The organism is Xanthomonas sp. NCPPB 1754, assembly GCF_041475725.2.
Classification (GTDB): Bacteria; Pseudomonadota; Gammaproteobacteria; order Xanthomonadales; family Xanthomonadaceae; genus Xanthomonas; species Xanthomonas euvesicatoria.
This window is the reverse complement of the sequence record NZ_CM192982.1, coordinates 2,296,679-2,319,365: the sequence shown is the minus strand read 5'-3', so window position 1 is coordinate 2,319,365 and position 22,687 is coordinate 2,296,679. Positions and strand designations below refer to the sequence as shown.

Sequence of the window (22,687 nt, the reverse complement as noted above, 5' to 3'; positions counted from 1 at the left end):
CGGCCCGAGTTACGGCTAAGATGGCCGCATCGCCAGCACTCAAGGTCGTCCGCGGATCCATGCAACAGCCCGTCGCCGCGCCCGCATTTTCGTCTGCCCCCGTCTCCTGCCTCCGTCTGGCCGAGCGCCTGCAGCAAGGCTTGTGGACACTGACCGGCCTGTACCTGCTGGTTGGCGTGATCTGGCTGCTGCTGGGCAACCGGCTGCTCAACCTGGCCGGCGCCGCCATGCCGGAGCGCTGGTCGGACGCGAGCTTTCTGGTGCTGTCCAGCATCGTCATCCACCTGGTGCTGCGCCGCTTTACCGGCTTGATCGTGGACGAGTACGCCCAGCTGGCGCAGTCCGAGGCGTTGCTGCAAGCCAAGTTCCTGGCATTGCCCAGCCCGGCCTTCATTTACGACATGGCCACCATGCGCATCCTCGACGCCAATCCGGCGGCGCTGGAATTCTTCGGCTGGGAGCGCGACGAGTTCCTGCAGCAGACGCTGCAGGCGATCTGGCCCAATGCCGATGGCGAGCGGCTGGAAGAAATCATTGCGCAGATCCGTGGCAAGGGGGATGCCACCTGCGTGTTGAACGAAGACCTGATGACGCGCAGCGGCCCGCGGCATGTCGAGGTGCGCAGCAACCAGCTGCATCTGGCCAGCGGCCCTGCCCGTCTGGTCGTCACCGTAGACCGCAGCGAAGAGCGCCGGGCGCAGGATCTGCGCGACGAGGCGCTCGAACGCTTGGAAGAGGCGCAAAGCATCGCGCGGCTGGGCTCCTGGCAACTGGATCGCACCACCGGCCTGGGGCGCTATTCGCCGGCGGTCTACCGCCTGCTGGGGCGCAGCGTGCCGATGCACCGTCGTGAGCATCGGCTGGAAGAATTGCTGACCGCCTCTGACAGCGCGACCCAGGTGCGCATCGAACGCATGATCGAAGACATGTGTACCGGTGGCGAGGTGCAGATCGATGTGCTGCTGCCGCTGACCGGTGGCGATTCGCAACCGCGCACGGTGCATCTGCGCGCCGAAAGCGTGACCAGCCCCAGCGGCGTGCGCCATGTGCACGGCACCTTGCAGGACGTGAGCGAACGCGAGCAATCGCGCCGGCTGCTGCGCGAACGCGAGGAGCAGTTTCGCGAGTTGGTGCGCGTGCTGCCCGACGGTGTGCTGATTCTCGCCGACGAGCATGTGATGTATGCCAACGCGGCCGGCTCGGCCCAGTTCGGCTTCCAGGGCGAAACCATCCTGGGCGAACCACTGCAGACCCTGGTGGGCGACAACGACCTGCCGGTGGTGCGCGAATACCTGCGCGCAGGCAGCGATCGCAATGAGCCGGTCTCCAGCGCACGCGCGATGCGTCGTCGCGACGGCAGCACCTTCTACGCAGGTCTGTCGGCCGGCGACATCCGCTACGGCGGACGCAGCTGCAAGTTGCTGGTGGTGCGCGATCTGAGCGAACCCGAGCGCATGCGCGATGCCCTGGCCGAGAGCAATGCCGAACTGCAGGCGATGGCCAAACGTCTGTTTTCGTTGCAGGAAGATGAGCGGCGTGCCATCTCGCGCGACCTGCATGACGACATCGGGCAAGCGATCACTGCGATGAAGTTGTCTGCGCACGCAGCCCTGGATGAGCCGGACGCGGACGCGCGCCGCGAGGACTTGCTGGAAGTCGTGTCGCTGGCCGACACCACGGTGACCAAGCTGCGCAATCTGTCGATGCTGTTGCGCCCGCCACAACTCGATGCCCTGGGCCTGGAGGCAGCGCTGCGTTGGCAGGCATCGATGCTGTTCCGCGCCTCGCAGGTTCGGCTGGAGCTCGATATTCAGGCACTCGAGGAACGGCCGGGCAACGAGATCGAACAGGCCTGCTTCCGGATCGCGCAGGAAAGCCTGACCAATGCGTTGCGGCACGCCTGCGCCGGCGAAGTGCACCTGCGTCTGCATTCGATCGATGGCGACAGTTTCCGCCTGGAAGTCAGCGACGACGGCGATGGGTTCGAGCCGGAGGGTCCGCGTGGGCTGGGACTGATCGTGATGCGTGAGCGTGCGCAAACCGTCGGCGGCACGCTCGCGATAGAATCAGCCCCCGGAGCAGGCACGCGCGTGACGTTGCGCCTGCCCTATCACCCGGTCGGCGAGTCCGTCCACGACGATGGTGGACGTTGAGTCATGTGGAGTCCCGTAATCCCGCCCGGACTGGAAATCGTCAAGCCCACCCGGCTTGGCGCGGGCAACCCCGAATTGCTGCACCTGGTGGATGCGGCCGCGTCCGGCGGCCCGCCGCTGATGATCTTCCACGTCGATATCGATCACTTCGCCTCGATCAACGAGAACATGAGTGGCGAGGTCGGCGACCAGGCGCTGACGCTGGCAGCGCGCAGGCTGCAGGAATTTCTCGGCACGCGCGGCAAGCTGTGGCGCCACGGCAGCGATGAAATGGTGGTTGTGGCGGTGCGCCGCGACGACACGCCCCTGCCGGAAGATTTTGCCGAGGAAATCCGCCAGCAACTGGAACTGCCGCTGTCGGTGCTGCCATATACCTTGTTCATGACCGGCAAGGTCGGCATCAGCCTGTGTCCGGAACATTCCACCTCATTGTCCACGCTGCTGGATTACGCCGAAGAAGCCAGCTACCAGGCCGCGCGCGAAGGCGGCAACACGGTGCGGCTGTACACGCGCAACTCGGCCACCAACGCGCATAGCGAAAGCATCATTGCGCGGCAGATCGTCGATGCGATTCCGCACGGCGAATTGCGCCTGCGCTATCAGCCGCTGGTGAGTGCGCGCGACGGCCGCATCGTGGGCATGGAAGCGCTGCTGCGCTGGCAATCGCCCACCCTGGGCATGCTGGTGCCGGAACGCTTCATGCGTACCGCCGAGCGCCTGGGCGTGATCGTGCAGATCGGCGAATGGGTATTGCAGAACGCAGTACGCCAGGCGCGGCTGTGGCGCGACCAGGGTTTCGACGATTTCAGCATTGCAGTGAATGTTTCCACACTGCAGCTGCTGCGCCCGGGCTTCTTCAACGAAGTCATGGCGATGCTGCAGACCGCCGGTGTGCCGGCGCAGTTCGTCACGCTGGAGATCAACGAAAGCGCGCTGACCAACAACGTCAATTTCGTCCACGAGACGATGGCCAATCTGCGCAACGAAGGCATCAGCCTGAGCCTGGACAACTTCGGCACCGGCGATTCCAGCCTGAGCGCGTTGGTGCGCTACCCGGTGGACCGGCTCAAGATCGACCGCAGCTTCATCAAGAGCGCACCGGCCGGCAGCCGCGAGGCGGCGATTGCGCGTGCCATCATCGCCATGGGCCACCAGCTCGGCATGACGGTGATTGCCAACGGCGTCGAATCGCAGGCGCAGCTGGGCTTTTTGCGCCGCAACGATTGCGACATCTTCCAGGGCTACCTGTTCGGCGAGCCGATGTCGGCCGAGTCGGCCGGCATGGCACTGCGTCGCCGCTACCTGCGCCCGGAATCATTTGCCGAAAGCCGCCCCGACCGCACGCTCTTGCTGCTGGACGACGAAGAAAACGTGCTGCGTTCGCTGGTGCGGCTGTTCCGCCGCGACGGTTACCGCATCCTGGCAGCCGGCAACGTGCGCGACGCCTTCGACCTGCTCGCCACCAACGATGTGCAGGTGATCCTGTCGGACCAGCGCATGAGCGACATGAGCGGCACCGAGTTCCTGGGCCGGGTCAAGATGCTCTACCCGGACACGGTGCGTCTGGTGCTCTCCGGCTACACCGACCTGGCCACCGTCACCGAGGCCATCAACCGCGGCGCGATCTACCGTTTCCTGACCAAGCCCTGGAACGACGACGAGCTGCGCGAGCACATTCGCCAGGCATTCCGCACGCATGATGAGTTGCGTAATGGCCGGGAATAGGGAATTGGGATTGGGGAATCGGTAGAGCAGACCTCTGCGTCTTGTTGCTGCTCAGACACGCAACCAGATCAAGCGAGCGAAAAGCTGCCTTACCGATTCCCGATTCCCGATTCCCCACTCCCAGCGCGTCAGCGCTACCGCGGCTGCCGGATCGGTAGCGTGATCCTGAAACTGGCACCCTGCCCTGGCGTGCTTTCCACGTCGATGCGGCCGTGGTGCTTGTTGATGATGCCGTAGGAAATCGACAGGCCCAGGCCGGTGCCGCTGCCGACCGGCTTGGTGGTGAAGAATGGGTCGAAGATGCGCTGCAACAGATCCGGGGCGATGCCGGCACCGCTGTCCTGGAACTGGATCCAGACGTTTTCTGCTTCGTCGCGACCGGTGGTCACGGTGATCGTGCCGCGCTCGACGATGGCCTGGCCGGCGTTGAGCAGCATGTTCATGTAGACCTGGTTGAGCTCGGATGGCAGGCACTCCACCAGCGGCAACTCGGCGTAGTTGCGCTCCAGCGTGACCTTGTACTTGAGCTCGTTCCAGATGATGTTGATGGTGGATTCCAGACCCGCATGCAGGTCGACCATCTTCCACGACTCGGACCGGTCCGAGTACGAGAAGTCCTTGAGGTCGCGCACGATGCGGGTCACCCGCTCGATGCCTTCGCGCGATTCGGCCATCAATTGCGGCAGATCGCGGCTGATGAAGTCGATGTCGGCGCGGTTGCGGATTTCGTCGATTTCCGGAATCAGCGCCTTGGGATCCGGCGCCTGCAGCGCGCGCTCGTAGGCTTCGATCAGGGTGAACAAGCTGCGCAGATATTCCTGCAGGCTGCCCAGATTGGAGTGCACATAACCGATCGGATTGTTGATTTCGTGCGCCACGCCTGCGGCCAGCTGGCCGATGGAGGCCATCTTTTCCGATTGCAGCAATTTGTCCTGCGCACCGTTCAGGCGCAGATAGGCCTGGCGTAATTCGGCATGGCGCTGTTGCAGCTCGCGCTCGTAATCCTGCTGGCCTTCGATGTTGTGGAACAGCGCCAGAAAATGCCCGGGCCCGGACTCTTCGTTGTAATACAGATGCGCGATGACCACCCGGTCGGCGACCGGCAGGCTACCGGTCCAGCTGCCCTTGCTACGCGCCTGATTGAGTGCGTCCGATGGCAATACCTGCGAAATGCGCTCGCCCAGATTGCGATCGTCGGTGGGGTCTTCCTTGCACAGGCTCTGGCGTGCGATGGCATTGGCCAGAATCAGCTTTCCGTCTGCGCGGAACAGCAGCAGCCCCTCCATCATCTGGTCGCCGAAGGCGCGCAGGATATCCGGGGAAGGCAGTAAGGCTTGATTGAGAAAAAACTTGGCGGTCACGGGAGCAGGCGGCGTAGAGGATGCCTCAATATACGCCGAACCATTGACGCTCCGTATTGTCGTCTTGCATTACCCGGCGATGGGACGCAGAGCCAACGGCACCTGCCTGCTCGCCCAGGCTTGCCGCACCATCTGCAGCCCGGCGTGCTGCAGAACAGCCTGCAACTCAGGCCACTGCCAACGAACGCCCGCCGCGCAACACGCTCGATTGCCCCTTGGCATCGTAGGACGGCGCACTTTCGGTGCGGCCCAGGTGACGCAGCGCCCAGTTCACTTCGCGGCGCCGGCGTGCCAGCAGCGCGCCATTGGCGCGGTTGGCTTCGGCCAGCTCACGCAGCCGCTCTTCTTCGCCTGCAGGCATCGCCGCTTCCAGCGCTTGCAGCGCCGACAGCTTGTCCTGCGTGTGTCGCATCAGCCCATCGATGTCGTTCTCGAGTAATGCCTGGCGTTCGCCGGCCAGCGCATCGCTGAGACGTTGCAGGAACTCGTTCACGTTCATCCTTTCCGTCGGGGATCAACCCGCCAGTTGCTGATTCAGATCCATCATGCGGCTGGCGATGGCGTCCGGGTTGATGGAATAGCTGCCGTTCTGCAATGCATCCTTCACCGCCTGGACGCGACCGGTGTCGATCGCCGAGGACTGCGAAAGCTCGCGCTGCAGGTTCTGCAGGTTGGTGGCTTCGCCGGTCAACTTGACGCTGTCGGTCGGCGGGGTTGCGGCAACCGGGGACGCGCGGTCTTCGCCGGCCGAAGCGATCTTGCTGCTGGTGGCCGTGGTGCGAAGGGTGGCAGCGGTCGGTAGATTGCCTTCGATTTTCTGGGTCATGTCAGGAACTCCTCTACAGGTCGTAGGGGATAACGGCACCCAGAAAAAAAACTTTATAGAAATTTTTTACCTGGAGACCACAACGGTTCCGCTCGCTTCAACGATGCCCTGCACCACCCGGCGCGAGGACGAATTTTCCACCGACACGCGCTCGTTTTCGCCGGCGTCCGACAGGGCGCGACCACTCATGCGCACCTCCAGCCCGCCATTGCGCGAGACCAGCGGCACGGTGTCGCCGCGCCGGACCAGCCGCTGTGTCACCAGATCGTTGGCCGAGAGCAGCGAGCCGGCCGGCAGGACGCGGCGGGCGGTCTTGCCCACCGCAGCGACCGGGTCGGCAAGCACCGCGCCGACGATGCGGGCGGCGTCACGCTTCTCGATACTGATATCGGCCAGCGAGATGGTTTCTCCAGCGCTGATGCCGCGGCGCAAGACCAGCACGTCCTGGTTGCGACGCACCTTCAACGGCACGAACAGGCGCCAGCCGGCCGGCTGCGGGCACGCCACTTCCACCGTATTGGTGCCGGTGGGCTGCGCCTGCAGCGCGATCGGGCAAGCCGGCATGCGCAGGCCCGGATCGAGCGTGGCCTCGGCCTCGGCGTCCGGGCCGACGGTGGCCAGCGCCGCAGCACGAATGGAATCGACGGACTGATAGCTCTGGGCCCAGGCCGGAGCGGCAGCCAACAAGATGACAAGCAGGAGCAGGCGCATGGGACCAGATCCGGAGGAAGACGGGACAGGCGCTGCAAGCGGCGTGCCTGTTTTTTGCCGGGATTGGGGAATAGGGATTGGGGATTCGTAAAAGCGGCCTTGCGGGTGATTCATTTATCCACTGCCGAAGCCCCTTCACCGACCGGATCTCTTCGACAACCATACCGAGCTCTCAAGGATGCAGAAGCAGCAGCGGCAGACAAACTCGCTAATGCACGCTTTAAGCGAATCCCTAATCCCAAATCACCTCATCCCGGCGCTTGAGCGAATCCCCAATCCCCAATCCCCAATCCCAACAGCGCCCCGACCAACCATAAAGCCCTCAAGTTTCCCGAGGGCGCTGTCGATATCTGCCCCATGACCCACGATCTGCTCAACCGCATCGACCAGCGCACGCGACTGGCTGGCCACAACCGACTGGCCCTGCTGCTGTTCCGGCTGGGCGGACGCCAGCTTTTTGGCGTCAACGTCTTCAAGGTGCAGGAAGTGCTGCGCCGGCCGGAACTGTTCCAGGTGCCTGGCCTGCCGACCGAGTTCGCCGGCGTGGCCGACGTGCGCGGGCGCTCGGTGCCGGTGCTGGATCTGGGCCTGGCCATCGGCCACCCGGAACGCGATTCGCATTCGGAAAACGGTCCAGGGTATTTGGTCGTTGCCGAGTTCAACCGCTCGGTCCAGGGTTTCCTGGTCAGCGGAGTGGAGCGCATCGTCAATATCGCGGTGGAAGATATCCACCCGCCGCCGGAACTGGGTGCCGAAGCCACTTATTTGACGGCGGTGACGCGTTTCCAGGGCGAGCTGATCCAGGTCATCGACGTGGAGAGCGTGCTGGCCGATATCGCCAAGGTGAGCAAGGACGTGCAGCTGGATCCCTCGCTGCAGCTGGTGGCCTACGACCGCCAGTTCCAGGTACTGGTGGTGGACGATTCGCGCGTGGCGCGGCAGCAGATCCGCAGCGTGCTCGACCAGTTGGGTGTTTCGGCAACCCTGCTGTCCGATGGCCGCCAGGCGCTGGATCACCTGCTACAGGTGGCCGCCTCGGGCGAAAACCCGGCCGACCGCTACGCCATGGTGATCTCCGACATCGAAATGCCGGCAATGGACGGCTATACGCTGACGACGGAAATCCGGCGCACGCCGGGCCTGCAAGGCCTATATGTGCTGTTGCACACCTCCCTGTCGGGCGTGTTCAACAACGCCATGGTCGAGCAGGTGGGCGCCAACGCCTTCGTGGCCAAGTACAGCGCCCATGAACTGGCCGACTATGTGCTGGCCCGCCTGAAAGTGGTCGCAGAAGCGGCCTGAGCAAGACCAAGCGGCTGCCGGGTCGGAGCCGATGGCAACCAAAAGGTGCTGCCTAGCTGCAAAAGCACTGCAGCGCAGAAAGGTGAGGCAAGCGCGTCCACGCGATCCGACGTCACATCTGCTGACGCCAGACTGCGCCTCGGGACTGTCGAACCTTCCGGCATGTCGAGTTTGACCGCGCCAATTCCGCGACGGATGGCGTGGCCATCGCGTTTCCGGACAACAAGCTGCCGTGCGCCGGCAGCGTCGATCATTCTCCGCGTTCCATAGCCCGTACCACCTCGATTGGCACAAACATTGCTTCCTCCCTGGCAACACTTCGCGGGAGAGCACCGTGTCCAGCCCCTTCTCTTCGTTCCTCGGCGTCCATGGCGACGCGTTGACGCTGCGCGAGCAGCGCATGAAGCTCATTGCCAGCAATCTGAGCAATGTGGACACGCCCGGATACAAGGCCAAGGACCTGAACTTCGAAGCGGCGCTGAAGTCGGCGCAGGGCGAGCAGGATGGCGGTCTGCTGCAGACCACCGACGCCAAGCATTACGAAGTGGGCGGCGGCGCCGGGCTCAACCCCTTCCAGTTCGCCCGCGAAGCCGATCAGCCCAGCCTTGACGGCAATACCGTCGATCCCGATGCCGAACGCGCCGCCTACGGCCGCGCCGCGCTGGAATACCGCGCGTCGCTGAGCTTCCTCGAATCCAAGGTGCGCTCGATGCTCACCGCGATCACGGGCCAATAAGTCATGAGCAATCTTCCCATCTTCGATGTGGCCGGCTCGGCGCTGCACGCGCAGTCGGTGCGCCTGAGCACCATTGCCTCCAACCTGGCCAACGCCGATTCGGTCGCAGGCTCGGCCGAGGCGACCTACAAGCCGATCGAGCCGATCTTCCAGGCCCAGCAAAGCCGCCAGGACCCCAGCCTGACCTCGGTGAACGTCAAAGAGATCACCACCACCAATGCGCCGCCGATCCGCCGCTACGAACCCGGCCACCCGCTGGCTGACGCCGACGGCTACGTGTTCTCGCCCGACGTGGATCCGGTCTCGCAGATGGTCAACATGATTTCCGCCTCGCGCAATTACCAGGCAGGCGTGGAAATGCTCAATACCGCCAAGGAACTGGCGCTCGCGACCCTCACCATGGGTCGCTGACCCTTCCTAGCTGACCCTTACCAACGGAATACTCCACATGAGCACGATCGGCAGCGATCTCTACAAAAGCCTTGGCCTGAGTACCAGCAGCACCGTCGCCAAGAAGGAGGAGGCACTCGGCCAGGCCGACTTCCTCAAACTGATGACCGAACAGCTGCAGCATCAAGACCCGCTCAAGCCGATGGAAAACAGCGCGTTTCTCGGGCAATTGGCGCAGTTTTCCACCGTGCAGGGCATTGGCGACCTCAATACCAAGGTCAGCAACTTTTCCGATTCGATGAACAGCGACCAGGTGCTCAAGGGCGCGGCGCTGGTTGGCCACAACGTGCTGGTGCCCTCGGCGCAGGTAGCGATCGATGCCACCGGCTCGGCCAAGGGCGTGGTGGCCGCGACTTCGGCCGGTTTCGTCAATTTCGAAATCACCGACGCCAACGGCACCTTCGTCAAACAGATCAGCGTGCCGGCCAGCGCCGCCGGTGAGGTGTCCTTCGACTGGGATGGCACCGACGCAAACGGCAATCGCATGGCGGCCGGCAAATACGGCGTGACTGCCACCCAGACCGACACCGCCGGCTCCAAAAGCAAGTTGTCTACCTATGTCCAGGCACCGGTGGACAGCGTCACGATCGGCTCGGACGGGTTGTATCTCAACCTGACCGGGCTAGGCACTTCCCCGCTCGCCAACGTGCTCCGCGTCAGCTGAGCCGGCAACCAACACCTAAAGGAACTCATCCATGGGCTTCAATACCTCGTTGTCCGGCATCAACGCAGCCAATGCCGATCTGAACGTCACCTCCAACAACATCGCCAACGTCAACACGACCGGGTTCAAGGAATCGCGCGCCGAATTTGCCGACATGTTCCAGAGCACCAGCTATGGCCTGTCGCGCAATGCGGTCGGTTCGGGCGTGCGCGTCAGCAACGTGGCGCAGCAGTTCTCGCAGGGCAATATCGACCCGACCGGGCGCAGCCTGGACCTGGCGGTCTCCGGCGAAGGCTTCTTCACCGTCTCGTCCAACGGCGCCAAGATGTACACCCGCGCCGGCAATTTCCAGACCGATGCCAACGGCTATGTGGTCAACCCGCAGGGCGCACGCCTGCAGGTGTTCGCGCCCAATCCCAGCGGCAACGGGTTTGACGTAGGCCGCCTGTCGGACCTGCAGTTGCTGACCACCGACAGCCCGCCAAAATCCACCTCCACGGTCAACCTGGCCTTCACCCTGCCCGGCAATGCCACCGCGCCGACGGTGACCCCGTTCAACCCGGCCGACGACAAGACCTATAGCCATTCCACCGGCGGCATCAATGTCTACGATTCGCTGGGCGTCAGCCATGTGCAGACCTCCTACTTCGTCAAGACCGCCAACCCCAACGAGTGGCAGGTCTACAACTACGTGGACGGGGCTGCGGTCGGTGCCCCGACCACCCTGCAGTTCTCCGATACCGGCGCGCTGACCACCCCGGCCAACGGCATCATCGCGATGGACCCGTTCACCCCGAGCACCGGCGCGGGCGTGCTGAACATGCAGCTCAACGTCACTGGCTCCACCCAGTACGGCGAAGCCTTCGCCCTGCGCGATACGCGCCAGGACGGCTACGCCAGCGGCAAGCTCAACGAAATCAGCATCGACACCAGCGGCGTGGTGTTCGCGCGCTATTCCAACGGTGCCGACAAGCCGCTGGGCCAGGTGGCGCTGAGCAGCTTCGTCAACCCGCAGGGCCTGCAGTCGCAGGGCAACAACATGTGGGCCGAGAGCTACACCTCCGGTGCCGCCCGCACCGGCGCGCCGGACACCTCGGACCTGGGCCAGATCGAATCCGGCTCGCTGGAAGCCTCCACGGTGGACCTGACCGAGCAGCTGGTGAACATGATCGTGGCCCAGCGCAACTTCCAGGCCAACTCACAGATGATCTCGACCCAGGATCAGGTCACCCAGACGATCATCAATATTCGTTAAAAGCCGGGATTGGTGATTCGGGATTAGGGATTCGCAAACGCTGGTATCACGTCCATCGGATGCCAGCCCGCGGCCCCAACCTCACCGCCAGTCACAGCCCGCTTTTACGAATCCCAAATCCCGAATCTCAAGTCTCGGTGTCCCATGGATAAAGCTCTCTACGTCGCGATGACCGGTGCCCGCGCCTCACTGCAGGCGCAAAGCACCGTCTCGCACAATCTCGCCAATGTCGATACGGTGGGATTCAAGGCCGCGTTGGCCAACACCGAGGCGTTCAAGATCCAGGGCAAGGGCTATCCGTCGCGGATCGATGCGCTGCATGTGGACCAAGGGTTCGATCGTAGCCAGGGCCATCAGAAGGTCACCGGCAACCCGCTGGACGTGTCGCTGCAGCAGGACCGCTGGTTGGCGGTGCAGTCGCCCGACGGCAGCGAGGCCTACACCCGCAACGGCGAATTGGCGCTCACCGCCAATGGCCAACTGGACACCGCCAACGGACACGCGGTGCTGGACGAAGGCGGCAACCCGATGACGATCCCGCCGCACCAGGCGATGGAGATCGGCAGCGACGGCAGTATTTCCATCATTCCGCAGGGCGAAGGCCCGCAGACCATGGCCATCGTCGGCAAGATGAAGGTGGTGGATGCGCCCGCCGACCGTTTGACGCGGCGCCCCGACGGGCTGATGCGCAACACCAGCACCGACCCGGCACAGGCGTTTGCGGTGGCCACCGGCAAGACCGTCAACAGCGGGATGTTGGAAGGCAGCAACGTGGACGCAGCCGGCGCGCTGGTGGAAATGATCCAGTTGCAGCGGCAGTTCGAAATGCAGGTCAAGATCATCAAGAACGGCGACGACAACGCGCAATCGGCCAATTCGCTGTTGCGGGTGAGCGGCTAAGCGCCACTGGCGCCCACGGCCGCACCGTCGGTTGGCTCGCCGCTCTGCCGAGCACCTTGATGGCCGCCGCCCGGGTTCGCTGCAGAGCGGCTGGTTTGTGACTTGGCTGCAGGGTCCTTGCCCGCCCACCATCGCGGGACACGCCGCAAGTACGTCCTTGTAGGCTCTTACGCGGCATCCATGCCGCGTAAGGTCCCGCGACAGTGGGCGGGCAAGGACCTGTCGAGATGGTCGGTGCGCATGGTGCACACAATGCCTGACGTGGCTGCTGGGATCACGGCCCATCCAGTCATCTTCTCCATGCAGGCCTCAGGCCTGGCAATGGACAAGTTTTAAGGGAGGAACCGACAAACTCTCTGGTGCGGTGTCCTCGCCGCTTGCGGGACCGTTGGCGGCATGGATGCCGCCATCGAGCCCCCAGGGATGGGTTCACGGCGTGTCCCGCGAGCGGTGAGGGCACCGCACACTCGACCGACTCAGAGTTTGCCCTGATCCAGGACCACGCTAACAAGAAGCGGCTAACAAACTCCACCGCTCTCCGCCAAGCGAGCAAGACGCTACAACCGGCAACCTGCAACAGACCTCCAAGCGGATCTATCACGCAGCCCCACCGCTGCCGACGTCCCCCCGCCCTGAGTAGCGGTCGGGTTTAGAGTCCGGGGTTGATGATATCGGTGTTTGCCAGATGTTGGGCATAAGCGGACGGCGTCATGCCGCCAATTGCTTTCTTCGGTCGGTCCTCGTTGTATTCGCGTCGCCAGCGTTCGATCTCGGTGCGCGCGTGCAGCAACGTCGGGAACCAGTGCTCGTTGAGGCATTCGTCGCGTAGTCGGCCGTTGAACGATTCAACATAGGCGTTTTGATTTGGCTTGCCGGGTTGGATTAGCCGTAGTTGCACACCACGGGCATGTGCCCAGACGACCATCGCTTTGCCGCAAAACTCCTTGCCGTTGTCGGTGCGGATCACCTTCGGTAAACCGCGACTGTGTGCCAACCGATCCAGCACGCGCGCAACGCCGTGCCCGGAGATCGCGCGTTCCACCTCGATGGCGACCGCTTCGTGCGTTGCGTCGTCCACGATCACCAGACACTTGATCACTCGGCCGTCGGCGGAGCGGTCGAACACGAAGTCCATCGACCACACCTGGTTGGCCTGCGCTGGCCGCAGCAGCGGCTGACGCTCGCCAACCGGCACCTTCTTGCGCTTGCGGCGCCGCACTTGTAGCTGCTGCTCGCGATACAACCGCTCCACGCGCTTGTAGTTCACCAGGCGTCCTTCCTGTCGCAGCTTGAGATAGATCATCCCCACGCCGTAGCGGCGATGGCGATGCGCCAACGCAAGAATGCGCTCGCGCAGTTCGCCATTGCGGTCTTGGCGTGGGCAATAGCGCAGCGCGCTGGCGCTCATGCCGATCGCCGCCAAGGCGCGACGCTCGCTGGCACCACGCCCGATCCACTCGCGCACCAGCGCACGACGCGCCGGTGCGCTCACCACTTTTTTCGCAACGCATCCTTGATCAGGTCGTTCTCGAACAACTGCTCGGCCAGCAACTTCTTTAGCCGCGCGTTCTCGGCCTCAAGATCCTTGAGCCGCTTGGCGTCGGGCACGCTCATTCCGCCGAACTTGCTGCGCCACAGGTAATACGAGGCCTCGCTGAAGCCATGCCGCCGGCACAGATCCTTGATCGCCACACCGGCATCAGCTTCGCGCAGGAAGCCGATGATCTGTTCTTCAGAAAAACGCTTCTTCACGTCCAATCTCCTTGGGGTAGGGAATTGGACTCCAAACTGAGGTGCTACTCAAAATTGGGGGGACGTCGCTGCCGCTAGCTGCCGCCCCTGCCCCACGCAGCTCGCCCCCCCCACCCCACGTGACCCACTGCACACCCGGCAGAAATCCGACGCGGGTTTGGCACGGCACGTGCATATACCCACCCGTACCCGGAACACATCCCCGGGTCTAACGAGGAATCGGGTCATGAATCAGGCTTTGTGGGTCGCCAAAACCGGACTGGATGCGCAGCAGACGCGCATGTCGGTCATTTCCAACAACCTGGCCAATACCAATACCACCGGCTTCAAGCGCGACCGTGCCGCGTTCGAAGACCTGTTGTACCAACAGGTGCGTGCGCCCGGCGGCTCGACCTCCGCGCAGACGCAGCTGCCGACCGGCCTGCAATTGGGTACCGGCGTGCGCGTGGTGTCCACCTTCAAGGGGTTCGACCAGGGCAGCCAGCAGCAGACCGGCCGCGCGCTGGACGTGATGGTCAACGGTCGCGGTTTCTTCGAAGTGCAGATGCCTGATGGCACCTCGGCCTACACCCGCGACGGCACCTTCCAGATCAACGCGCAGGGCGAACTGGTCACCAACAGCGGCTACCCGCTGCAGCCGGGCATCCAGGTGCCGGAAGGCGCGCAGTCGCTGACCATCGGCAACGACGGCACCATCAGCGTGACGCTGGCCGGCCAGGCCGCCGCGCAGGAAATCGGCGCATTGACGCTGACCGACTTCATCAATCCCTCGGGCCTGCAGGCCAAGGGCGAAAACCTGTTCGTCGAAACCACCGCCTCGGGCCCCGCGCAGAACGGCACGCCTGGCCTCAACGGCCTGGGCACCACCGTGCAGGGAGCGCTGGAAGGCAGCAACGTCAATACCGTGGAAGAGCTGGTGAGCATGATCGAGACGCAGCGTGCCTACGAAATGAATGCCAAGGCCATCTCCACCACCGACTCGATGCTCGGTTACTTGAACAACAACGTCTGATCGGCTCGCCGCTCCTCGCCCTCTCAGGAATCAACGCCATGTCACGCCTGCCTTCTCTCTCCCGCCTGTGCCTCGCCATTGCCTGCAGCGCGCTGCTGGGTGGCTGCGTGGCCGCCGGCGATGTACGTCCGTTCGCCGAACTGGCGCCGATCGTGCCGGTGGTGGCACCGGTGGCGCAGCCGACGGCCGGTGCGATCTACGCCGCCGGCCCCAGCCTGAACCTGTATGGCGATCGCCGTGCCCGCGATGTCGGCGATCTGCTGACGGTGAACCTGGTCGAAAGCACTACCGCCTCGTCCACCGCCAACACCAGCATCAGCAAGAAGGACGCCACTACCATGGGCGCGCCGACGCTGCTGGGCGCACCGCTCACCGTGGGTGGCTTGAATGTGCTGGAAAACAGCACCAGCGGCGACCGCAGCTTTGCCGGCAAGGGCAACACCGCACAGAGCAACCGCATGCAGGGCAGCGTCACCGTCACCGTGATGCAACGCCTGCCCAACGGCAACCTGGTGATCCAGGGGCAGAAGAACCTGCGCCTGACCCAGGGCGACGAACTGGTGCAGGTGCAAGGCATCGTGCGCGCCGCCGACATCGCCCCGGACAACACCGTGCCCTCCAGCAAGGTCGCCGACGCCCGCATCGCTTACGGCGGCCGCGGCGCGATCGCGCAGTCCAATGCAATGGGCTGGCTGAGCCGCTTCTTCAATTCCCGTCTGTCGCCCTACTGAGCCTGCGACCATGAACCTGTCTTCCCTGCCCTTCCGTCTGCTGGCTGCCGCCGTCGCGCTGTGCGCGATTGCCGCGCCGGCCAGCGCCGAGCGCATCAAGGATCTTGCCCAGGTCGGCGGCGTGCGCGGCAACGCGCTGGTCGGCTACGGCCTGGTGGTTGGCCTGGACGGCAGCGGCGACCGTACCAGCCAGGCACCCTTCACCGTGCAGAGCCTGAAGAACCTGCTCGGCGAGCTGGGCGTCAATGTTCCGGCGAACGTCAACCCGCAGCTGAAAAACGTCGCGGCCGTGGCCATCCATGCCGAATTGCCGCCGTTCGCCAAGCCCGGCCAGCCCATCGACATCACCGTTTCCTCGATCGCCAACGCAGTGTCGCTGCGTGGCGGCTCGCTGCTGATGGCACCGCTGAAAGGCGCCGATGGCCAGGTCTATGCGATGGCGCAGGGCAACCTGGTCGTTGGCGGCTTCGGTGCGCAAGGCAAGGACGGTTCGCGCGTTTCGGTCAATGTGCCCAGCGTCGGGCGCATTCCCAACGGCGCCACCGTCGAACGTGCATTGCCGGACGTGTTCGCCGGTACCGGCGAGATCACCCTCAACCTGCACCAGAACGACTTCACCACCGTCTCGCGCATGGTCGCGGCGATCGACAGCAGCTTCGGCGCCGGCACCGCGCGTGCGGTCGACGGCGTGACCGTGGCGGTGCGCTCGCCGACCGACCCGGGTGCGCGGATCGGCCTGTTGTCGCGGCTGGAAAACGTCGAGCTCTCCCCGGGCGATGCACCGGCCAAGGTGGTGGTCAATGCGCGTACCGGCACCGTGGTCATCGGCCAGCTGGTGCGGGTGATGCCGGCCGCCATCGCGCATGGCTCGCTCACCGTCACCATCAGCGAAAACACCAACGTCAGCCAGCCGGGCGCCTTCAGTGGCGGCCGCACTGCGGTGACCCAGCAATCGACGATCACGGCCACCTCCGAAGGCAGCCGCATGTTCAAGTTCGAAGGCGGCACCACGCTCGATCAGATCGTACGCGCAGTCAACGAAGTGGGCGCCGCGCCCGGCGACCTGGTGGCCATCCTGGAAGCGCTCAAGCAAGCCGGTGCGCTGACGGCGGAGCTAGAGGTGATCTGACATGCGTATCGCAGCCTCGCCCATTGATCTCAACCCGAGCACCAAGGCCGATCCGGCAAAGATCGACAAGGTCTCCCGTCAGCTCGAAGGTCAGTTCGCGCAGATGCTGGTCAAGAGCATGCGCGATGCGAGCTCCGGCGACCCGATGTTTCCGGGCCAAAACCAGATGTTCCGCGAAATGTACGACCAGCAGATGGCCAAGGCGTTGACCGACGGCAAGGGGCTGGGACTGTCGGCGATGATCTCCAAGCAGCTCAGTGGCGACACTGGCGGCCCGGCCTTGAACACCTCGTTGAACACTGCCGAAGCGGCCAAGGCGTACGCCCTGGTTGCCGGCAAGCGCGACGCCTCGTTGCCGCTGCCCGCCCGCGACGGCGCGGCCACCGGCATCACGACCAGCAGCGTGGCGAAGGCGGCCCTGGGCGCAGGCAACTTGAGCGGCATCGGCATGAGCCAGGTGCTGGATCTGATTGCCGGGCGTACCGGCGCTGGCGAAGCCGGCAGCGACGATGCTGCAGCACTGAGCTGGCCGTCGGCCAACGATCGCTGGGCCGATGTGGCCGCCAGCGATGCAGCCGATGCCAATGCCGCGGTCAATGCGAGCGCCGCCAGCAGCGCCGCTGCCAGCCTGGGCGAGCGCACCCCGGAAGGCTTTGTCGCCAAGATCTGGACGCATGCGCAAAAGGCTGCGCGCGAACTGGGTGTGGACCCGCGCGCGCTGGTGGCCCAGGCCGCATTGGAAACCGGTTGGGGCCGTCGCGGCATCGGCAACGGTGGCGACTCTAACAACCTGTTCGGCATCAAGGCTACCGGCTGGAGCGGCGACAAGGTCACCACCGGCACCCACGAATACGTCAACGGCGTCAAAACCACCGAAACCGCCGATTTCCGCGCCTATGGCTCGGCCGAGGAGAGCTTTGCCGACTACGTGCGGCTGCTGAAGAACAACAGCCGTTACCAGCCCGCGCTGCAGGCCGGCACCGATATCAAGGGTTTTGCACGCGGCTTGCAACAAGCCGGATACGCCACCGATCCGGGCTATGCGGCCAAGATCGCGGCGATCGCCAACGGCCCGACCATCGACCGTGCGGTGGCCGCCATCGGCAACGCGGCGGCCGATCTGTCCAACCGCTATGCCAGTACCGCCGAGCCGGTCGGGCTCGGCACCATCCGTCGCTGAGGTAAACGCTCATGTCCATCATGTCCACCGGGACCAGCGCGCTCATCGCCTTCCAACGGGCGTTGTCGACCGTTAGCCATAACGTCGCCAACATCAATACCGAAGGCTATAGCCGCCAACGTGTGGAATTTGCAACGCGCACGCCCACCGACATGGGCTACGCGTTCGTGGGCAATGGCGCCAAGATCACCGATGTGGGCCGGGTCGCCGACCAGCTGGCCATCTCGCGCCTGCTCGACAGCGGCGGCGAACTCTCGCGCCTGCAGCAGCTGTCCTCGCTGTCCAACCGCGTCGACGCGCTGTACTCCAACACCGCCACCAACGTGGCCGGGCTGTGGTCGAATTTCTTCGATTCCACCAGCGCGGTGTCGTCCAACGCCTCCTCCACCGCCGAGCGCCAGAGCATGCTCGACAGCGGCAATTCGCTGGCGACGCGCTTCAAGCAGCTCAACGGGCAGATGGACAGCCTGAGCAACGAAGTCAACAGCGGGTTGACCTCCTCGGTGGACGAAGTCAACCGCTTGACGCAGCAGATCGCCAAGCTCAACGGCACCATCGGCAGCAGTGCCCAGGCGGCAGCGCCGGACATGCTGGATCAGCGCGACGCGCTGGTGAGCAAGCTGGTCGGTTTTACCGGCGGCACGGCGGTGATCCAGGACGGCGGCTTCATGAATGTTTTCACCGCCGGCGGTCAGCCGCTGGTGGTCGGTACCACCTCTTCCAAACTCGTCACCGTTGCCGACCCGTATCAGCCGACCAAGCTGCAGGTGGCGATGCAGACCCAAGGCCAGAACGTCAGCCTCAGCGCCAGTTCGCTGGGCGGCCAGATCGGCGGTCTGCTGGAATTTCGCAGCAGCGTGCTCGAGCCGACCCAGGCCGAACTCGGCCGCCTGGCCGTGGGCATGGCCAGCACCTTCAATGCCGGCCACAGCCAGGGGATGGACTTGTATGGCGCGATGGGCGGCAACTTCTTCAATATCGGTTCGCCTACCGTTGCCGCCAATCCGAGCAATACCGGCAGCGCATCGCTGAGCGCCAGTTTCAGCAACGTGAGTGCCGTTGACGGCCAGAACGTCACGCTCAGCTTCGACGGCACCACCTGGAAAGCCATCAACGCCAGTACCGGCTCTGCCGTGCCGATGACCGGTACCGGCACCGCCGCCGACCCGCTGGTGCTCAATGGCGTCAGCATGGTGGTGGGCGGCACGCCGGCCAGCGGCGACAAGTTCCTGCTGCAGCCCACCGCCGGGCTGGCCGGCAGCCTGTCGGTGGCCATTACCGATCCCTCGCGGATTGCCGCCGCCACCCCGGTCAAGGCCACCGCCACGGTCGCCAACCTGGGCACTGGCAAGATCAGCGACGTCAAGGTCACCAATGCGCAGAATCCCGCGCTGCTGACCCCCTCGTCGATCGAGTTCATCGACGCCAACCAGTACACCATCGATGGCGCCGGCCCGTTCGCCTACACCGCCGGCCAGACCATCAGCGCCAACGGCTGGAGCTTCGCGCTGGACGGCGCGCCCAAGGCCGGCGACACCTTCGGCGTCGGCCCGATGGGCGCAGGCTCCAGCGACAACGGCAATGCCAAATTGCTGGCCAACATCGACGATGCCAAGGCGCTCAGCGGCGGCACGGTCACCCTCAATGGCGCGCTCTCCGGCCTGACCACCTCGGTGGGTTCGGCCGCGCGTGCGGCCAGCTATTCGGCGGATGCGCAGAAGGTCATCAACGACCAGGCGCAGGCCAGCCGCGATTCGATTTCCGGCGTCAACCTCGACGAGGAAGCCGCCAACATGCTGAAGCTGCAGCAGGCCTACCAGGCCGCCGCACAGATGATCTCTACCGCCGACACCGTCTTCCAAGCCATCCTGGGTGCCGTACGCTGATGACCGACCGTATCTCCACCAGCATGATGTACAGCCAGTCGGTCGCCTCGATGGGCGCCAAGCAGTCGCGGCTGAACCAGCTCGAATCGCAGCTCTCCAGTGGGCAGCGCCTGGTCACCGCCAAGGACGACCCGGTGGCTGCGGGCACGGCGGTCGGCCTGGACCGTGCCCTGGCGGCGATCACGCGCTTCGGCGAAAACGCCAACAACGTGCAGAACCGGCTCGGGCTGCAGGAAAACGCGCTGTCGCAAGCCGGCGACAAAATGGCGCGCGTCACCGAATTGGCGGTGCAGGCCAGCAATTCTTCGCTCAGCCCCGATGACCGCAAGGCGATCGCCTCGGAACTGACAGCGCTGCGCGAGAGCATGGTGAGCCTGGCCAACAGCACCGACGGCACCGGACGCTACCTGTTCGGCGGCACCGCCGATGGCAGTGCGCCTTTCATCAAGAGCAATGGCAGCGTCACCTACAACGGCGACCAGACCCAGAAGCAGGTCGAAGTGGCGCCGGACACCTTCGTCAGCGACACCCTGCCCGGCAGCGAAATCTTCATGCGCATCCGCACCGGCGACGGCACCGTGGATGCGCACGCCAACGCCGCCAACACGGGGACCGGCTTGCTGCTGGATTTCAGCCGCGACGCGAGCACCGGCAGCTGGAACGGTGGAAGTTACAGCGTGCAGTTCACCGCCGCCGACACCTATGAAGTGCGCGACAGCACCAATACGGTGGTCGGCACCGGCACCTACAAGGAGGGCGAAGACATCAACGCCGCCGGCGTGCGCATGCGCATCAGCGGCGCCCCGGCGGTGGGCGACAGTTTCCAGATTGGCGCCTCCGGCACTAAGGATGTGTTCTCCACCATCGATGACCTGGTCGGCGCGCTCAACTCCGATACGCTGACCGCGCCGCAGAAGGCTGCGATGATCAACACGCTGCAGTCGTCCATGCGCGACATCACCCAGGCGTCTTCGAAGATGATCGATGCGCGCGCCTCCGGCGGCGCGCAGTTGTCGGCCATCGACAATGCCAACTCATTGCTTGAATCCAACGAAGTCACGCTCAAGACCAGCCTGTCGTCGATCCGCGACCTGGATTACGCCTCGGCGATTGGGCAGTACCAACTCGAGAAGGCCTCGTTGCAGGCCGCTCAAACGATTTTTCAGCAGATGCAGTCCTCGTCGTTGTTCAACATCATCCGCTGATTTTGCCGCAGAAAACCTGGGTTTTCTTCGCTCCTGCGCGTGAGCGCTTGCGCAGGCGGACGGAGTTTATTTTTCGAAGAGTTATACCAACGCTAAAGATTGGCGGGGTGCTGCCGAATAAACCAAACCCCTTGATACACAACGCTTACGTATTTCGTCCCGACGCAGAAAGACAGTAAAAAATACTGAATTTCGCTAAAGGTTCCCGACGCAACGCCGTTATTCATCTCAGCAGCGGCAACGGCCAACTTGATGGCCCCCCTGCGGAGGCTCCAGGCAAGTCCCCCTTGCCGGAAAAATCGCTTAGGAGAAATCAAAATGGCACAGGTAATCAACACCAACGTAATGTCGCTGAACGCTCAGCGGAACCTCAACACCAGCAGCGCCAGCATGTCGACGAGCATCCAGCGTCTGTCGTCTGGTCTGCGCATCAACAGCGCCAAGGACGACGCCGCAGGTCTGGCGATCTCCGAGCGTTTCACCACGCAGATCCGCGGCCTGGACGTTGCCTCGCGCAACGCCAACGACGGTATCTCGCTGGCCCAGACCGCCGAAGGCGCGATGGTGGAAATCGGCAGCAACCTGCAGCGTATCCGCGAGCTGTCGGTGCAGTCGTCCAACGCCACCAACTCGTCCACCGACCGTGACGCGCTGAACTCGGAAGTCAAGCAGCTGACCGCGGAAATCGACCGCGTTGCCAACCAGACCAACTTCAACGGCACCAAGCTGCTGGACGGCTCGTTCTCCGGCGCGCTGTTCCAGGTCGGCGCCGACGCCGGCCAGACCATCGGCATCAACAGCATCGTCGACGCCAACGTCGATTCGCTGGGCAAGGCCAACTTCGCTGCCGCCGTCTCCGGCGCCGGCGTCACCGGCACCGCCACCGCTTCTGGTTCGGTCAGCGGCATCAGCCTGTCGTTCAAGGACGCCAGCGGCTCGGCCAAGAGCGTCACCATTGCCGACGTCAAGATCGGCGCCGGCGACACCGCTGCCGACGTCAACAAGAAGGTCGCCTCGGCGATCAACGACAAGCTCGACCAGACCGGCATGTACGCCTCGATCAAGAGCGACGGTTCGCTGCAGATCGAATCGCTGAAGGCTGGCCAGGACTTCACCTCGCTGTCGGCTGGCACCTCCAGCGCCGCTGGCATCACCGTCGGCGCCGGCATCACCACCGCTTCGGCCGCTTCCGGCTCCACCGCTTCGACCCTGAGCAGCCTGGATATCTCCACGTTCTCCGGCTCGCAGAAGGCCCTGGAAATCGTCGACAAGGCGCTGACCGCGGTCAACTCCTCGCGCGCCGACATGGGTGCGGTGCAGAACCGCTTCACCTCCACCATCGCCAACCTGAGCGCAACCTCGGAAAACCTGTCGGCCTCGCGTAGCCGTATCCGCGACACCGACTACGCCAAGGAAACCGCCGAACTGACCCGCACGCAGATCCTGCAGCAGGCCGGTACCGCGATGCTGGCGCAGGCCAAGTCAGTTCCGCAGAACGTGCTGAGCCTGCTGCAGTAACTGGCAGTGACCTGCCGCCGCAACGCGGCAGTGCTCCGCATCACGTCCAAAGCCCCTCTTCGGAGGGGCTTTTTTTTGTGGCCGCGGCCCGTCCACGCCCGCCATGGACGGTTTGTTGACGCGCGCCGCCGGCCACCACGGGCATGGAACTTGCATCGATAGTCGTCGTGCGCGTGACCCCTCGCCGCCGC

The 22,687-nt window shown here is 64.3% G+C and carries 20 protein-coding genes; 15 read left to right on the top strand and 5 right to left on the bottom strand.

What is annotated here, in order from left to right; genetic code table 11:
* Positions 1–20 precede the first annotated feature (20 nt).
* Both ACCQ15_RS10195 and ACCQ15_RS10190 read left to right on the top strand, forming a co-directional pair.
* A complete protein-coding gene (locus tag ACCQ15_RS10195) occupies positions 21–2,153 on the top strand; it encodes a sensor histidine kinase (protein ID WP_372381470.1) in 2,133 nt (710 codons plus the stop codon).
* 3 nt (positions 2,154–2,156) lie between these two features.
* Positions 2,157–3,878 (top strand): EAL domain-containing protein, encoded by a 1,722-nt coding sequence (locus tag ACCQ15_RS10190; protein ID WP_008575790.1) that lies wholly within the window; start codon positions 2,157–2,159, stop codon positions 3,876–3,878.
* A gap of 134 nt (positions 3,879–4,012) precedes the next feature.
* On the opposite strand, the gene ACCQ15_RS10185 is transcribed toward ACCQ15_RS10190, so the two are convergent.
* The 4 genes from ACCQ15_RS10185 to flgA form a co-directional block, all read right to left on the bottom strand.
* Positions 4,013–5,239 (bottom strand): ATP-binding protein, encoded by a 1,227-nt coding sequence (locus ACCQ15_RS10185; protein ID WP_008575791.1) that lies wholly within the window; start codon positions 5,237–5,239, stop codon positions 4,013–4,015.
* 166 nt (positions 5,240–5,405) lie between these two features.
* Positions 5,406–5,738, bottom strand: coding sequence for a flagella protein (locus tag ACCQ15_RS10180; protein ID WP_003482942.1), 333 nt, complete (start codon positions 5,736–5,738; stop codon positions 5,406–5,408).
* A gap of 15 nt (positions 5,739–5,753) precedes the next feature.
* Positions 5,754–6,065, bottom strand: coding sequence for a flagellar biosynthesis anti-sigma factor FlgM (gene flgM, locus ACCQ15_RS10175; RefSeq protein WP_003482943.1), 312 nt, complete (start codon positions 6,063–6,065; stop codon positions 5,754–5,756).
* A 66-nt stretch (positions 6,066–6,131) separates the two neighbouring features.
* Positions 6,132–6,776, bottom strand: a complete 645-nt coding sequence (flgA, locus tag ACCQ15_RS10170; RefSeq protein WP_008575794.1) for a flagellar basal body P-ring formation chaperone FlgA — start codon at positions 6,774–6,776, stop codon at positions 6,132–6,134.
* Between the two features lie 357 nt (positions 6,777–7,133).
* On the opposite strand from flgA, the gene ACCQ15_RS10165 reads away from it, so the two are divergent.
* The 6 genes from ACCQ15_RS10165 to flgF all read left to right on the top strand — a co-directional run bounded on the left by ACCQ15_RS10165 (position 7,134) and on the right by flgF (position 12,083).
* Positions 7,134–8,078 (top strand): chemotaxis protein CheV, encoded by a 945-nt coding sequence (locus ACCQ15_RS10165; protein ID WP_003482947.1) that lies wholly within the window; start codon positions 7,134–7,136, stop codon positions 8,076–8,078.
* A 334-nt stretch (positions 8,079–8,412) separates the two neighbouring features.
* A complete protein-coding gene (flgB, locus tag ACCQ15_RS10160) occupies positions 8,413–8,814 on the top strand; it encodes a flagellar basal body rod protein FlgB (RefSeq protein WP_218502557.1) in 402 nt (133 codons plus the stop codon).
* Positions 8,815–8,817: 3 nt separating this feature from the next.
* Positions 8,818–9,225 (top strand): flagellar basal body rod protein FlgC, encoded by a 408-nt coding sequence (gene flgC, locus ACCQ15_RS10155; protein WP_005914451.1) that lies wholly within the window; start codon positions 8,818–8,820, stop codon positions 9,223–9,225.
* 37 nt (positions 9,226–9,262) lie between these two features.
* Complete coding sequence (locus ACCQ15_RS10150; protein ID WP_005914450.1) at positions 9,263–9,928, top strand: flagellar hook assembly protein FlgD; 666 nt, start codon at positions 9,263–9,265, stop codon at positions 9,926–9,928.
* A 31-nt stretch (positions 9,929–9,959) separates the two neighbouring features.
* The gene (flgE, locus tag ACCQ15_RS10145) at positions 9,960–11,183 is read left to right on the top strand and encodes a flagellar hook protein FlgE (protein ID WP_003482957.1); all 1,224 of its coding nucleotides are present in this window, start codon (positions 9,960–9,962) and stop codon (positions 11,181–11,183) included.
* Between the two features lie 144 nt (positions 11,184–11,327).
* On the top strand, positions 11,328–12,083 hold the full coding sequence (gene flgF / locus ACCQ15_RS10140; RefSeq protein ID WP_372381469.1) for a flagellar basal-body rod protein FlgF: 756 nt from the start codon (positions 11,328–11,330) through the stop codon (positions 12,081–12,083).
* A gap of 649 nt (positions 12,084–12,732) precedes the next feature.
* Here flgF and ACCQ15_RS10135 read toward each other — a convergent pair.
* A protein-coding gene (locus tag ACCQ15_RS10135; protein ID WP_372166127.1) for an IS3 family transposase occupies positions 12,733–13,835 on the bottom strand; the annotation gives its coding sequence in 2 pieces (ribosomal slippage) (positions 12,733–13,577 and positions 13,577–13,835; 1,104 coding nt in all).
* A 226-nt stretch (positions 13,836–14,061) separates the two neighbouring features.
* Here ACCQ15_RS10135 and flgG point away from each other — a divergent pair.
* The 7 genes from flgG (at position 14,062) to ACCQ15_RS10100 (ending at position 22,496) form a co-directional block, all read left to right on the top strand.
* Entirely contained in the window at positions 14,062–14,847 is a 786-nt protein-coding gene (gene flgG, locus ACCQ15_RS10130; protein ID WP_003482961.1) for a flagellar basal-body rod protein FlgG, read from the top strand.
* A 38-nt stretch (positions 14,848–14,885) separates the two neighbouring features.
* Positions 14,886–15,578, top strand: a complete 693-nt coding sequence (gene flgH / locus ACCQ15_RS10125; RefSeq protein ID WP_005914445.1) for a flagellar basal body L-ring protein FlgH — start codon at positions 14,886–14,888, stop codon at positions 15,576–15,578.
* A gap of 10 nt (positions 15,579–15,588) precedes the next feature.
* A complete protein-coding gene (locus tag ACCQ15_RS10120; protein ID WP_007971976.1) occupies positions 15,589–16,707 on the top strand; it encodes a flagellar basal body P-ring protein FlgI in 1,119 nt (372 codons plus the stop codon).
* A gap of 1 nt (position 16,708) precedes the next feature.
* Entirely contained in the window at positions 16,709–17,887 is a 1,179-nt protein-coding gene (locus ACCQ15_RS10115; protein ID WP_014090126.1) for a flagellar assembly peptidoglycan hydrolase FlgJ, read from the top strand.
* A gap of 11 nt (positions 17,888–17,898) precedes the next feature.
* On the top strand, positions 17,899–19,773 hold the full coding sequence (gene flgK, locus ACCQ15_RS10110; RefSeq protein ID WP_029819367.1) for a flagellar hook-associated protein FlgK: 1,875 nt from the start codon (positions 17,899–17,901) through the stop codon (positions 19,771–19,773).
* Positions 19,773–20,978, top strand: a complete 1,206-nt coding sequence (flgL, locus tag ACCQ15_RS10105) for a flagellar hook-associated protein FlgL (protein ID WP_003482970.1) — start codon at positions 19,773–19,775, stop codon at positions 20,976–20,978. The genes flgK and flgL overlap by 1 nt, the downstream gene beginning before the upstream one ends.
* A 318-nt stretch (positions 20,979–21,296) precedes the next feature.
* Complete coding sequence (locus ACCQ15_RS10100) at positions 21,297–22,496, top strand: flagellin (protein ID WP_016848727.1); 1,200 nt, start codon at positions 21,297–21,299, stop codon at positions 22,494–22,496.
* Positions 22,497–22,687: the final 191 nt, after the last annotated feature.

What these genes read in the sequence shown, in the direction of transcription:
- ACCQ15_RS10195 (WP_372381470.1), top strand. Translation starts at nt 21, where the DNA reads ATGGCCGCATCGCCAGCACTCAAGGTCGTCCGCGGATCCATGCAACAG.
- ACCQ15_RS10190 (WP_008575790.1), top strand. Translation starts at nt 2,157, where the DNA reads ATGTGGAGTCCCGTAATCCCGCCCGGACTGGAAATCGTCAAGCCCACC.
- ACCQ15_RS10180 (WP_003482942.1), bottom strand. Translation starts at nt 5,738, where the DNA reads ATGAACGTGAACGAGTTCCTGCAACGTCTCAGCGATGCGCTGGCCGGC.
- flgM (WP_003482943.1), bottom strand. Translation starts at nt 6,065, where the DNA reads ATGACCCAGAAAATCGAAGGCAATCTACCGACCGCTGCCACCCTTCGC.
- flgA (WP_008575794.1), bottom strand. Translation starts at nt 6,776, where the DNA reads ATGCGCCTGCTCCTGCTTGTCATCTTGTTGGCTGCCGCTCCGGCCTGG.
- ACCQ15_RS10165 (WP_003482947.1), top strand. Translation starts at nt 7,134, where the DNA reads ATGACCCACGATCTGCTCAACCGCATCGACCAGCGCACGCGACTGGCT.
- flgC (WP_005914451.1), top strand. Translation starts at nt 8,818, where the DNA reads ATGAGCAATCTTCCCATCTTCGATGTGGCCGGCTCGGCGCTGCACGCG.
- ACCQ15_RS10150 (WP_005914450.1), top strand. Translation starts at nt 9,263, where the DNA reads ATGAGCACGATCGGCAGCGATCTCTACAAAAGCCTTGGCCTGAGTACC.
- flgE (WP_003482957.1), top strand. Translation starts at nt 9,960, where the DNA reads ATGGGCTTCAATACCTCGTTGTCCGGCATCAACGCAGCCAATGCCGAT.
- flgF (WP_372381469.1), top strand. Translation starts at nt 11,328, where the DNA reads ATGGATAAAGCTCTCTACGTCGCGATGACCGGTGCCCGCGCCTCACTG.
- flgG (WP_003482961.1), top strand. Translation starts at nt 14,062, where the DNA reads ATGAATCAGGCTTTGTGGGTCGCCAAAACCGGACTGGATGCGCAGCAG.
- flgH (WP_005914445.1), top strand. Translation starts at nt 14,886, where the DNA reads ATGTCACGCCTGCCTTCTCTCTCCCGCCTGTGCCTCGCCATTGCCTGC.
- ACCQ15_RS10120 (WP_007971976.1), top strand. Translation starts at nt 15,589, where the DNA reads ATGAACCTGTCTTCCCTGCCCTTCCGTCTGCTGGCTGCCGCCGTCGCG.
- ACCQ15_RS10115 (WP_014090126.1), top strand. Translation starts at nt 16,709, where the DNA reads ATGCGTATCGCAGCCTCGCCCATTGATCTCAACCCGAGCACCAAGGCC.
- flgK (WP_029819367.1), top strand. Translation starts at nt 17,899, where the DNA reads ATGTCCATCATGTCCACCGGGACCAGCGCGCTCATCGCCTTCCAACGG.
- flgL (WP_003482970.1), top strand. Translation starts at nt 19,773, where the DNA reads ATGACCGACCGTATCTCCACCAGCATGATGTACAGCCAGTCGGTCGCC.
- ACCQ15_RS10100 (WP_016848727.1), top strand. Translation starts at nt 21,297, where the DNA reads ATGGCACAGGTAATCAACACCAACGTAATGTCGCTGAACGCTCAGCGG.